The sequence below is a fragment of the Erwinia persicina NBRC 102418 genome, from assembly GCF_001571305.1.
GTDB lineage: Bacteria > Pseudomonadota > Gammaproteobacteria > Enterobacterales > Enterobacteriaceae > Erwinia > Erwinia persicina.
In genome coordinates, this window is record NZ_BCTN01000015.1 from 82,795 (window position 1) to 94,471 (window position 11,677).

An 11,677-nucleotide genomic window follows, 5' to 3' on the forward strand; every position below is an offset into this window, starting at 1 on the left:
AAACAAGTACACACCCATCGCGACGTAGACTCTTTGATACGTGGCTCGACTTCTGTTGTGACTAAGTAGCAAACGTCACAACCTCCAGACTTGCTTGCATCGGTAAAACATAGCCTTATGTCGTCGCGTTACGTTCCCATCCTGCGATTTTGCAACTGACTGCATGGCCTTAAAGCATCGTTGAAGTAAGTAAAATAAACCTGACACTTACGACAACCTTCCCAAACTAAAATACTTCGTGGCCTTCATCGCATCTATATTCATGACTCTTTACTGCATCACAGCCGGGTAATATTCGCCTGCTGTGGAATCTAATCTACTGCTTTAAAAAACAGAGTCAATACTGTTTTTAATAACATGTGATTATTATCAGTATTAAAGGGAGCGCCAGCTCACATAATGAAGCGATCTGATGATATTATCGGCATTTGTCAGTAATAACGGGCGATATTATTATCCTGAAAGGTGAAAAACCCGCTGGTAATCAATATTCATGCCACATCAGAAAGAACTGAAAATTAAATTATCGCGGGGATTTCTTATTTATTTTAAATCGTTAATGGACAGCGCTGTCTGTGCCTGACCCGTGAACTCGTGACGTGATACACTCGCCCTCCCCTGCTGAACCGCTGCGAGCCGCTATGAATACCCCGCAACCTAACACCCAACTGATCCGCTGTGACCGCCCGACCGCACACGTGGCGCGCCTGACATTGAACCGTCCTACTGCCGGTAACGCCTACAATGCCGTGATGATTGCGGAGCTTGAACAGTGCCTTAACTGGTGCGAACAACAGCCCGATATCCGCACCGTGCTGCTGACCGGCAGCGGCACCGTGTTTTGCGGCGGAGCCGATTTGCAGGAGGCCTTTACAGATGGCGGTAAAGCGCTGCTTAACTCACAGGGCGGCTTTAATCCGCTACAGCATCTGCCCCGACGAAAAATTTGGGTGGCCGCCCTGAACGGTCATGCCTTTGGCGGGGGGCTTGAGCTGGCGCTGGAGTGTGATTTTATCGTGGCCACAGACCAGGTAAAAATCGCCCTGCCGGAAGTTAAACACGGCCTGTTACCGCTGGGTGGGGGGATCGGCCAGCTGGCGACGCGACTGCCTGCCAACCTGGCCCGGGAAATGCTCTTAACGGGTGAGCCTGTTGACGCTACACGTGCCCACGCGCTGGGTCTGTTTTATCAGGTTACCCCGGCAGAAGATCTGCTGGAGAGCGCACTGGCACTCGCAGCCCGCCTGAACCGCAACGCACCGCTGGCCGTTCAGGCCTGTAATGCGCTGCTCAGACAGGCGCTGGCAGTCGATCTCAGCCAGCAGAGCATGGCCGAGTTAGCGCAACTGCAGCAGAGTGAAGACTTTCAGGAAGGCCAGCGTGCCTTTACTGAGCAGCGCAGGCCGCTGTGGACAGGCAAATAGCGCGACTTCAGAGCGATACAGCCTGGAATAACGCGCTTAACCCCAGGCCCCCGGCGATGCCCAGCATGGCCAGGCCAAAGCCGTCTCCGTCTGGCTCCGCCAGCAGCTGGCTGAACAGTCGCGTGACCATGATTGCGCCGGAGGCACCGTAAGGATGACCCAGTGCAATCGCTCCGCCCTGTAAGTTAATACGCTGCTCATCAATGCCCAGCGCATCAAGCGATCCCAGCACCTGGGCGGCAAAGGCTTCGTTAAATTCAATCAACGCGATGTGGCGGGTGGTCAGGCCGGGCTGGCGGGCCAGCAATTTTTGCGTCGCGGGTACCGGCCCGAGGCCAAGCAGATTAGGGTCGACGCCGGCACTACAGGCATCGGCAAAAAGCAGCCCCCGGGTGAAACCGCACTCACGTGCTTTACGACGGCTCATCACCAGCAGTAACGATGCACCGTCATTGAGCGGGCAACAGTTGCCCGCCGTCACCGTCCCTCCGGCGACAAACGCCGGGGGCAGCGCCGCCAGTTTCTCCAGCGATGTGTTGGCGCGCGGGCACTCGTCCACCGCCACCCACTGGCCTTTCACGCTGACCGGTACGATTTCCTGTCGGAACGCACCCTGCTGTTGGGCGGCCAGCGCGCGCTGATGGCTGCGCAGGGCAAACTGATCCTGTCGTTCACGGCTGATACCACACTGGCGCGCCACGTTTTCCGCCGCGATACCCATTTCAGGGTCACCGATATCGTCCGGGGAAAACTGCGCGCGGCCGTAAAAACGCGGCATCTGCTTCAGCGAGGTGGGCTTTTCCACCCGCCACGGGGCGGTACTGACGCTTTCGACGCCCCCCGCCAGATAACACTCCCCCGCCCGGGCCTGCACCAGCCGACAGGCCTGGATCACCGCTTCCAGCCCGGAGCCACACTGGCGATCCACCGTCACCGCTGGAACGGAGAGCGGCAATCCCGCCGCCAGCGCCGCCAGGCGGGCAATATTGCCGCCGCCACCGGTCGCGTTGCCGATGATGACTTCATCAACAGGGGTAAACCCCGGCGGTAGCAGTTCAGTAATCTGCTCAAAAAGCGGCATCAGCAGATTTTCCATCGTTACGCCGGCAAAGACACCGTAGGCCCGGCCAACGGGCGTGCGCCGGGCCGCCACAATGACCGGCTGCGCGTCATCGTCAGGCTGATAACTCAGTAAGCTCTGTGCTACTGCCATGTTGTGCGATCCTTTTTTCCAGCTCGGCGCGTTTGATTTTTCCGGCCGCCGTCAGCGGCCAGTGCGTAATATGATAAAAATGGCGGGGCTGTTTATATTTTGCCAGTACGTCACGACAGCGTTGGGGGAGCAGTCGCAGATCGTCCGCAGACGCTTCAACGATAGCGACCATCTTTTTGCCTGCATCCTCATCATCAACGGCAATCACCACCGCTTCAATAATGCCAGGCAGCGATTTAATCGCTGACTCTATTTCGGCAAGATAAATATTATTCCCACCGCTAAGGATCATATTTCCCCGGCGGCCAATCACATGCAGACGGTATTTTTCATCCAGATAACCGATATCCCCAACCGTCGCCAGGGCTCCCTGTTTCACGAACGCATTGCTGTCATCCCCCCATAAATACCGGTCAATAATTTGCTCACTGTGGATATAAATGGTTCCGGGCTGATTATGCGGCAGTCGCTCACCGTCATCATTACGGATGCTGATGTGCACACCGGGAAAAGCCTGCCCGACCGCGGCCAGCGAAGCGCCTATATCTGCCTCATCAGGCGTGGACACGGCGATAAAGCCAAGTTCCGAAGCCCCGTAATACTCCTGTATCCGGGCTGCAGGAAACAGCGCCCGCGCCTGGCGATAGTGGTTCATTTCCAGTTTCGCGCCGGCACTGACCAGACGGCGCAGGCTGGGGCAGGCTGCGGCCCCCACCGCGCGCGCAAATCCGGCGATCATCGTGGGCACGACCACCAGCCGTTCAATCTGCTGCCGGGCGATCAGCGCCAGTACGGATTCCGGTTGCCACCGGCCGGGGCTGTAAAACGTGCCCCCCGAGTACAGCGTTTCGTTCAGGCAATACAGTCCAATGCCGTTTGAAAGTGGGCCGGGAAACAGCGTCGAAGGGGCTCCCTGCAGGCCAAAGATCGCCTCACCATTCTCCAGGCTGGCCCGCCAGGATCGCCGCGAACGGATAAAGGCTTTCGGCAGGCTGGTGGTGCCCGAGGTGAAGTTAATTAAGAACGGTGTCTCAGCCTGCATCCCGTCGCTAAAAGCGGCATCGTCCGGGACGTTTGCGTGACGTTGCCCATCGCCAATCACCTGCCAGCGAACCGACAAACGATCGGCCAGCGCTTCCAGCGCCTCATCCCCGGGACGTAACAACAGGAGTGCCGGATTCAGGCTGTGCAGGATGTCATTCAGCTGTGCTGCGGGGGCCTGCGGGTCAATAATGGCGGCAGTAAAAGGCTGGGCGCTGGCGGCCAGCCAGGCAACGGGAAAGGTAATGTCATTACCGGCCGCGATAGCGATAATACGGCTGCCGCTGGCACGCGGGTCCCGGGGAAGGGTCTGGTACAACGCCTGTGCGCTCTGCCACAGCTGCTGCCAGCTCAGGGTGGCACCGGCGATATTCACAGCGATCCGCGCGGGGTGGTTTTCCGCATGATATTTTACTTTGTCATGTACCGGCATAACACTCAGTCTCCGGCAAACGGCAAATGTTGCATCAGCGCCTGACGCGCTTCATCGGGGATTAGGCAGGGTTTATTATCCGAAAGATCCACGCACACCCAGACTAATTTCCCTTCGGCACTCAACGTGGTGTTATCTTCCAGCATTAAGCGGATAGTGAAAATTAAACTGCTGTTGCCGATTTTTTCAATCAACACCTGCGGTAACACCACATCATCCACCGACAGAGGATAAAAGAATGTGGCTTCGCATTTTTTCACATGGTAGGCAACGCCCGCCGTGTGCGGCCGAAACAGGGGCAGAATATCAGCGCGGCGGAACGCATTAACAACGGCATCTTCACAATAATCTAAATAGACTGAATTATGCACGTGACCGTTTAAATCTATATCGCGCATTGATACGCGAAATGCTTCGCTATTATACTGTTCCTGCATAAAAATCATAAACCTGTCAACCGGACAACACGAAAGAAAATATACCATGAAAGAGACTTTATTCACCAGAGCCCTCGTCCGGGAGTTCGGCAATATCAGTCACGTTATGCAGCTTGAACAACAGGCTCTGCCGCCCTTAGCCGCAGGCCAGGTCCGGGTTAAAATGGCATTCGCCACTATCAACCCCTCCGATATTATTACGATTTCCGGAGCCTATCGGTCGCGTATCGCCCTGCCCTTTGTGCCCGGTTTTGAGGGCATGGGGCGGATCAGCCAGAGCGACGATCCCAGCCTGCGCGTTGGTCAGCGTGTTCTGCCGGTAGGCAGCATGGGCGCGTGGCAACACTATAAAGACAGCGATCCGCAGTGGTGCTTTACCCTGCCTGACTTTGTCACCGACCAGCAGGCGGCAACCAGCTATGTTAACCCGATGACCGCGCTGCTGATGCTGACAGAAGCGCTTCAGCGCTCACCGGGGATGCGGATTATTATCAATGCGGCCAATTCGGCCATCGGCAAAATGCTGATCCGCATCGCCAACCACCTGGGGCTGACGCCGATCGCCATCGTACGAAAAGCTGAAAACCTCGGCCTGTTTCGCGGCTGTACCACCGAGCAGGTGTTGAACAGCAGTGCGGAGACGTACCCGCAGGCGCTGGCCGCCATTGCCCGTCAGGGGGGGGCAGCAGCCATCCTCGACTGCATTGGCGGTGAAGCGTCGCTGACGCTGGCACAGGCGCTGATGCCGGGCGGGCAGTTTATCCACTACGGCCTGCTGTCCGGCCAGCCGATACCGGCCACCTTCTGGCGCAGCCGTCCGGATATTCGTTTTTCCAACTTCCATCTGCGGTTATGGGTACATCATCATGATAAGGCGCTGGTACAGCGCAGGATTAATGAAGTGATGACGCTGATCCGCGACGGTGTAATTGCCACCGATATAGTGGCCGAATATGCGCTGGAGGAGATCGATAAAGCGGTCAGAGACGTGCAGTCCGGCGAGCTGAAAGGGAAAATTTTACTGCGGCTCTGAGGCGGAATAGCTGTAATCAGGGCCGACCGAAAAGACGATCGGCCTCTTCAACTGCCTGTGGCTCAGTCTAACGTGGGGTACGCCCGGCGCACGGCACGGACAATCAGCACCGCCAGCACCACCTTCACCATATCCCCCGGCAGGAAACCCAGTGAGCCCAGCGCGGCCTGCTTAAGGGGTAACCCGGCCATCACGGCAATCCACGGAATGCCCGCAGAGTAAATCACCACGACGCCCCCCAGTGTCAGGATCAGCCCTTCCCTGACCGCCGTCAGCGAGCGCAGGAAGCGCTGGTAGAGATAACCTATCAGCAGCGCCGCCAGCGGCCACGCCAGAAGAAAGCCCCCGCTCGGGCCAAAGAAGATCCCCAGACCGCCACGGCCTCCCGCCAGCAGTGGCAGGCCAACTGCCACCAGCACGACAAACAACACCATCGCCAGCGCGCCACGCCTGGCACCGGCAATCGCCCCCGCCAGCATGGGGCCTAAGGTCTGGGCGGTGATCGGCACCGCAATCACCGGCAGGCTGAATGCCGGGAGCAAGCCCAGCGCAGCGGTGATCGCGGCGAAAAGCGCAATATAAACAATATCTCGGGTGGACATTAAGATCCTCTCACTTTCTCAGCATCGTTACGCTCAGGGCGCAGTTTGGGGTCCCAGGCGCGGGCTTCCAGCGCCGCTGCAATATCATCGGCCATCTTCAGGGTACGGACGATCACCGGGATAGCAATGGCAATGACACTGCGATCCAGTCCCCGAGCTTTTTGCGCTTCACGCACTTCAGCCACGATGGCCGCCAGTACCGGAATAAAGCGCATCGCCAGGGACAGCGCCAGGCTGACTTTTGCCGGGTTGATTCGCATATAGCGCAGCCAGAAAAGGCCTTTCTCCAGCGCGTCAATCATCGCCGTGGTACGGGTCGTCAGCGTCACCAGTGCCGCCATCAATAGCAGCGCCGCCAGCCGGGAAATCACCAGCACACCCGACTGCCAGCTGACCATCCACCACTGTACGGCGAACAACAGTGCCAGCACCCACAGCAGCGGCTTGAGCTGCAGCAGCATGATGCGTGGTGAAATACGCGCCAGCGGGTAGCACAGCCCCACCAGCAGCAGGGCGACCAGCGATGTTTCCAGGCGCGGGAAGATAAACAGCAGCGTGCCCAGCAGCGCCAGGGTGAGGATCTTCATTCCCGGCGGCAAGCGATGTATGATCGAATGTCCCGGAATATAATCACTCAACATCATGACATCATCCTGACATACTCTTTCAATGCTATGTGAGGCAGGTCATCAATCACCACCTGACCGCGGTCAAAGACCAGTACGCGGTCAAAATCCTGCAAAAATTCCAGATCGTGTGACACCACGATAGCCGTCTGGTCGAGATCGGCAATCGCCTGTGCAATACGCCGCTTGTTGCGCAGATCGAGCAGCGTGGTCGGTTCATCGAAAACGATATATTCCGGCTCCATGACCAGCACGCCAGAGATAGCCAGCAGCTGCTTCTGTCCACCGCTAAGGAGGTGGGCGGGATGCTGACGCAGGTCCTGCATATCGTAGCGCGCCAGCGCCGCATCGGTACGTTCGCGGATCACCTGTTTCGACAGTCCGAGGTTTTTCATCCCGAAGGCGAGATCTTCCTCCACTACCGGGAAAACAATCTGGTTGTCCGGGTTCTGGAACACAAACCCAACCTTCCGCCGCACCGCTTTCCCCTGCTGACGGGTATTCAGCCCGTCGACCAGCACCTCCCCCTGTTGGGGTAATAACAGGCCGTTCAGCAGGCGGGCAAAAGTGCTTTTGCCACAGCCATTGCTGCCGACAATGCCAATGCGTTTTTCCGTGAGTTGCAAATTAATGTTATCGAGGACTTTCCGTTCGCCGTAAGCATGCGATACCCCTTTCAGTTCCAGCATAATACCTCCTGGTTCAGACGGGCTGACGCGGACGGTACTGCCGCCCAATGGTCAGTTGCTCCACCACTGCAGCAGGAGACAACGACATCACAAAGTCCACGGCGCGACAGAGGTCGTCGGTACTCAGCATCTCGTCGGCTGTCAGGCCCGAACCCTGTGCCATATCGGTGTCTACGACATCGGGGCACAGCGTGGTCACTTTAATGCCCTGTGCGCCCAGCTCACGGGCAATCGAACGGCTGTAGCCGACCAGCGCGTGTTTGCTGGCGGCATAGCTGGCAACGCTGCCGTAAGGCTGTACGCCACTGACGGAGGCAAGATTAAAGATGCGCCCCCCGGCGGATTTCAACAGCCAGGGAGTGCAAAGCTGGCAAAGATGGTGGATAGCGGTCACGTTAGTGGCAAGCAGCGCGCTGAAATCAGACAACGAGGTCTGCGTTGAGCCGGCGCGAAAGATGCCGGCGGCGTTAACCAGCACATCAAGTTGCCCGCTCACGGCCAGCGCCTGCGGCACCTGCTGTGCAATGGCAGGATAATCACACACGTCGAGCGCCAGCGTCTGCACACGGGCAGGATCGAAGGTGCTGGCTAAGGCGTTCAGCGCACGGGCATCCCGCGCGATTAAAATCAGATGATAACCCGCAGCATAAAAATGGCGGGCAAGATGGTGGCCGATACCGCGTGAGGCACCGGTGATCAGGGCAACTTTACTGGACACAACGAGCCTTATGACCGGTCAGAAATTGCCAGCAAAGATACGCGATTTTGTGGCACTCTGCGCGGTTTTTTACGGAGAGACAGACAGCAAAACGGCCCCCGCAGGAGCCGTTATTTAAACCTTATGGCGAATTATTTCTTTTTCGCTTTCGGATTTGGCAGGTCGGTGATGCTGCCTTCAAAGATTTCCGCCGCCAGACCAACCGATTCGTGCAGGGTTGGGTGAGCGTGGATGGTCAGTGCCAGATCTTCAGCATCACAACCCATCTCGATAGCCAGACCGATTTCACCCAGCAGTTCGCCGCCGTTGGTTCCGACAATGGCACCACCGATGACGCGGTGAGTGGTTTTGTCGAAGATCAGCTTGGTCATACCGTCTGCACAGTCGGAAGCGATAGCACGGCCTGATGCTGCCCACGGGAAGGTGGACGTTTCATAGCTGATGCCTTTCTCTTTCGCTTCTTTCTCGGTCAGACCGACCCAGGCAACTTCCGGCTCAGTATAGGCAATCGATGGGATCACTTTCGGGTCGAAGTAGTGCTTCAGGCCCGAGATCACTTCTGCTGCCACGTGGCCTTCATGCACGCCTTTATGTGCCAGCATTGGCTGACCGACGATATCACCGATAGCATAGATGTGCGGCACGTTGGTACGCATCTGCTTGTCGACACGGATAAACCCGCGATCGTCCACTTCCACGCCGGCTTTGCCTGCATCCAGACCTTTACCATTCGGTACGCGGCCAATTGCCACCAGCACCGCATCGTAACGCTGTGGTTCTGAAGGGGCTTTTTTGCCTTCCATCGTAACGTAGATGCCATCTTCTTTGGCTTCTACTGCAGTCACTTTGGTTTCCAGCATCAGGTTGAACTGCTTAGAGATGCGCTTGGTGAAGACCTTCACCACATCTTTGTCAGCCGCCGGGATCACCTGGTCAAACATTTCGACCACGTCGATCTGCGAACCCAGTGCGTGATACACGGTACCCATTTCCAGACCGATGATGCCGCCGCCCATGACCAGCAGACGCTCTGGTACTTCTTTCAGCTCCAGCGCATCGGTAGAATCCCAGACGCGTGGATCTTCATGTGGAATAAAGGGCAGTTCAATCGGACGGGAGCCCGCGGCGATGACAGCGTTTTCAAACGTGATAACGGTTTTAGAACCGTCTTCTGCTGTCACTTCCAGGGTGTTCGCGCCGGTAAATTTACCCAGGCCGTTCACCACGCTCACTTTACGGCCTTTTGCCATACCGGCCAGACCACCGGTCAGCTGGGTGATCACTTTCTCTTTCCAGCTGCGGATCTTATTCACATCAGTCTGTGGCTTACCGAACACGATACCGTGTGCTTCCAGCGCTTTGGCTTCTTCAATCACCTTCGCCACGTGCAGCAGGGCTTTAGAAGGGATACAGCCAACATTCAGACAAACACCACCGAGGGTGCTGTAACGCTCAACGATCACGGTCTCCAGACCAAGATCCGCTGCACGGAAGGCTGCAGAGTAACCTGCAGGGCCTGCCCCAAGTACCACGACCTGAGTTTTAATTTCTGTACTCATCATGACCTCTTATTTGATTGTCCGGCGGGTCAGAGCTTATCCCCTTCATACTTGAATCTGCATCTGTGTTGGCTACGCTCGCTCACCCGAATCACTGACTTATGTAAGCTCATCAGGATTCACTCACTTGCCGCCTTGATACAGCTCCAATTATTTTGGATAGATTTTTCAACGTCCTTCTTCCACCGGGACGCGTTCACCGCAAGAGTTTACAGAATTGTTAATAAACTGCAAACCGCGGTGCCACGAATCACTACAACAACTTACAAGAAGGCCGGCTTCCGCCGGCCTTCTTCATGGTTACATCACCAGACGGCGAATGTCGGCCAGTGCGTTATTGATAATGGTAATGAAGCGCGCACCATCAGCACCGTCGATAACCCGGTGGTCGAAGGAGAGCGACATTGGCATCATCAGACGCGGCGTGAACTCTTTGCCATTCCAGACCGGCTCAATCGCAGACTTGGAAACACCGAGGATAGCCACTTCCGGCGCATTCACGATCGGCGCAAAGTGGGTTGTCCCGATACCGCCCAGGCTGGAGATGGTGAAGCAACCGCCCTGCATTTCGCCAGCGGTCAGCTTGCCATCACGCGCTTTTTTGGAGATAGCCATCAGTTCGCGAGACAGTTCCGTGATGCCTTTCTTATTCACATCTTTGAACACCGGAACCACCAGACCGTTTGGCGTATCTACCGCCACACCGATGTTGATGTATTTCTTCAGCGTCAGTTTCTGTGCATCTTCAGACAGTGAGCTGTTGAAGCGTGGCATCTGCTCCAGCGCCGCCGCCACCGCTTTCATGATGAACACCACCGGGGTGAACTTCACATCCAGCTTACGCTTCTCTGCTTCAGCATTTTGCTGCTTGCGGAATGCTTCCAGCTCGGTGATGTCGGTTTTGTCGAAGTGAGTCACATGAGGGATCATCACCCAGTTGCGGCTCAGGTTAGCACCAGAGATTTTCTGGATGCGGCCCAGTTCCACTTCTTCGACTTCGCCGAACTTGCTGAAGTCCACTTTCGGCCATGGCAGCATGCCAGGCAGACCACCACCCGCGGCAGCAGGGGCTTCAGCACGTTTCACCGCGTCTTTAACGTAACTCTGCACGTCTTCTTTCAGAATACGGCCTTTACGCCCGGTGCCTTTGACTTTCGCCAGGTTGACACCAAATTCACGTGCCAGACGGCGGATCACCGGTGTGGCATGAACGTAAGCGTCGTTCTCTGCGAACTCTGACTTGGCTTCCGCTTTAGCAGGAGCCGCAGCCGGGGCCGCCTTCTCTTCCTGTTTAGCCGGAGCCGGAGCAGCAGCCTCAGTGCTCTGGGCAGGTGCGGCCGCTGGTGCAGCCCCCTCTACCTCAAACACCATCACCAGAGAACCGGTGCTGACTTTATCGCCCGTGGCGATTTTGATCTCTTTAACCGTACCCGCAAATGGTGCGGGCACTTCCATTGAGGCTTTATCGCCTTCAACGGTGAGGATCGACTGTTCAGCTTCAACTTTGTCGCCGACTTTAACCATGATCTCAGTGACTTCTACTTCGTCGCCGCCGATATCCGGTACGTTAACCTCTTTCGCTGCGCTGGCCGCCGGGGCCGCTGCAGGCGCGGCCGGAGCCGCTTCTTCTTTCTTCTCTTCGGCCGCTGCCGGTGCAGCTGCACCGCCTTCCGCTTCGAAGATCATGATCAGTTTGCCGGTTTCGACTTTATCGCCGGTAGCCACTTTGATCTCTTTGACGACGCCAGCCTGTGGGGAAGGTACTTCCATTGAAGCTTTATCACCCTCAACCACCAGCAGTGACTGCTCAACTTCAACAGTGTCGCCCACTTTGACCAGAATCTCGGTGACTTCAACTTCGTCTGAACCGATGTCCGGGACATTAATTTCGATAGCCATTAC

Annotated in this window: 11 protein-coding genes; 2 read left to right on the forward strand and 9 right to left on the reverse strand. The window is 56.6% G+C overall.

Annotated elements, in window-relative coordinates; translation table 11 throughout:
* Nucleotides 1–641: 641 nt before the first annotated feature.
* Nucleotides 642–1,424 (forward strand): enoyl-CoA hydratase/isomerase family protein, encoded by a 783-nt coding sequence (locus tag EPE01S_RS16345; RefSeq protein WP_062747200.1) that lies wholly within the window; start codon nt 642–644, stop codon nt 1,422–1,424.
* A gap of 7 nt (nt 1,425–1,431) precedes the next feature.
* On the opposite strand, the gene EPE01S_RS16350 is transcribed toward EPE01S_RS16345, so the two are convergent.
* The 3 genes from EPE01S_RS16350 to EPE01S_RS16360 are packed head-to-tail and all read right to left on the reverse strand — an operon-like array spanning nt 1,432 to nt 4,548.
* On the reverse strand, nt 1,432–2,637 hold the full coding sequence (locus EPE01S_RS16350; protein ID WP_062747202.1) for a thiolase family protein: 1,206 nt from the start codon (nt 2,635–2,637) through the stop codon (nt 1,432–1,434).
* Nucleotides 2,600–4,111: a class I adenylate-forming enzyme family protein gene (locus EPE01S_RS16355; RefSeq protein WP_062747205.1), complete on the reverse strand. Its 1,512-nt coding sequence runs from the start codon at nt 4,109–4,111 to the stop codon at nt 2,600–2,602. The genes EPE01S_RS16350 and EPE01S_RS16355 overlap by 38 nt, the downstream gene beginning before the upstream one ends.
* A 5-nt stretch (nt 4,112–4,116) precedes the next feature.
* Complete coding sequence (locus EPE01S_RS16360) at nt 4,117–4,548, reverse strand: acyl-CoA thioesterase (protein ID WP_062747318.1); 432 nt, start codon at nt 4,546–4,548, stop codon at nt 4,117–4,119.
* Nucleotides 4,549–4,594: 46 nt separating this feature from the next.
* Between EPE01S_RS16360 and EPE01S_RS16365 the strand changes: the two genes are divergently transcribed.
* A complete protein-coding gene (locus EPE01S_RS16365; protein WP_062747208.1) occupies nt 4,595–5,581 on the forward strand; it encodes a zinc-dependent alcohol dehydrogenase family protein in 987 nt (328 codons plus the stop codon).
* Between the two features lie 62 nt (nt 5,582–5,643).
* On the opposite strand, the gene EPE01S_RS16370 is transcribed toward EPE01S_RS16365, so the two are convergent.
* The 6 genes from EPE01S_RS16370 to aceF all read right to left on the reverse strand — a co-directional run bounded on the left by EPE01S_RS16370 (nt 5,644) and on the right by aceF (nt 11,674).
* The gene (locus EPE01S_RS16370; protein ID WP_062747210.1) at nt 5,644–6,183 is read right to left on the reverse strand and encodes a biotin transporter BioY; all 540 of its coding nucleotides are present in this window, start codon (nt 6,181–6,183) and stop codon (nt 5,644–5,646) included.
* Complete coding sequence (locus tag EPE01S_RS16375; protein WP_062747213.1) at nt 6,183–6,827, reverse strand: energy-coupling factor transporter transmembrane component T family protein; 645 nt, start codon at nt 6,825–6,827, stop codon at nt 6,183–6,185. The genes EPE01S_RS16370 and EPE01S_RS16375 overlap by 1 nt, the downstream gene beginning before the upstream one ends.
* Nucleotides 6,824–7,498 (reverse strand): energy-coupling factor ABC transporter ATP-binding protein, encoded by a 675-nt coding sequence (locus tag EPE01S_RS16380; protein ID WP_062747215.1) that lies wholly within the window; start codon nt 7,496–7,498, stop codon nt 6,824–6,826. The genes EPE01S_RS16375 and EPE01S_RS16380 overlap by 4 nt, the downstream gene beginning before the upstream one ends.
* Before the next feature lie 13 nt (nt 7,499–7,511).
* A complete protein-coding gene (locus EPE01S_RS16385; RefSeq protein ID WP_062747217.1) occupies nt 7,512–8,216 on the reverse strand; it encodes an SDR family NAD(P)-dependent oxidoreductase in 705 nt (234 codons plus the stop codon).
* Nucleotides 8,217–8,347: 131 nt separating this feature from the next.
* Complete coding sequence (gene lpdA / locus EPE01S_RS16390; protein WP_062747219.1) at nt 8,348–9,775, reverse strand: dihydrolipoyl dehydrogenase; 1,428 nt, start codon at nt 9,773–9,775, stop codon at nt 8,348–8,350.
* Between the two features lie 300 nt (nt 9,776–10,075).
* Entirely contained in the window at nt 10,076–11,674 is a 1,599-nt protein-coding gene (gene aceF / locus EPE01S_RS16395) for a pyruvate dehydrogenase complex dihydrolipoyllysine-residue acetyltransferase (RefSeq protein ID WP_062747221.1), read from the reverse strand.
* Nucleotides 11,675–11,677: the final 3 nt, after the last annotated feature.

What these genes read in the sequence shown, in the direction of transcription:
- EPE01S_RS16370 (WP_062747210.1), bottom strand. Translation starts at nt 6,183, where the DNA reads ATGTCCACCCGAGATATTGTTTATATTGCGCTTTTCGCCGCGATCACC.
- EPE01S_RS16345 (WP_062747200.1), top strand. Translation starts at nt 642, where the DNA reads ATGAATACCCCGCAACCTAACACCCAACTGATCCGCTGTGACCGCCCG.
- EPE01S_RS16360 (WP_062747318.1), bottom strand. Translation starts at nt 4,548, where the DNA reads ATGCAGGAACAGTATAATAGCGAAGCATTTCGCGTATCAATGCGCGAT.
- EPE01S_RS16365 (WP_062747208.1), top strand. Translation starts at nt 4,595, where the DNA reads ATGAAAGAGACTTTATTCACCAGAGCCCTCGTCCGGGAGTTCGGCAAT.
- EPE01S_RS16355 (WP_062747205.1), bottom strand. Translation starts at nt 4,111, where the DNA reads ATGCCGGTACATGACAAAGTAAAATATCATGCGGAAAACCACCCCGCG.
- lpdA (WP_062747219.1), bottom strand. Translation starts at nt 9,775, where the DNA reads ATGAGTACAGAAATTAAAACTCAGGTCGTGGTACTTGGGGCAGGCCCT.
- EPE01S_RS16375 (WP_062747213.1), bottom strand. Translation starts at nt 6,827, where the DNA reads ATGATGTTGAGTGATTATATTCCGGGACATTCGATCATACATCGCTTG.
- aceF (WP_062747221.1), bottom strand. Translation starts at nt 11,674, where the DNA reads ATGGCTATCGAAATTAATGTCCCGGACATCGGTTCAGACGAAGTTGAA.
- EPE01S_RS16380 (WP_062747215.1), bottom strand. Translation starts at nt 7,498, where the DNA reads ATGCTGGAACTGAAAGGGGTATCGCATGCTTACGGCGAACGGAAAGTC.
- EPE01S_RS16350 (WP_062747202.1), bottom strand. Translation starts at nt 2,637, where the DNA reads ATGGCAGTAGCACAGAGCTTACTGAGTTATCAGCCTGACGATGACGCG.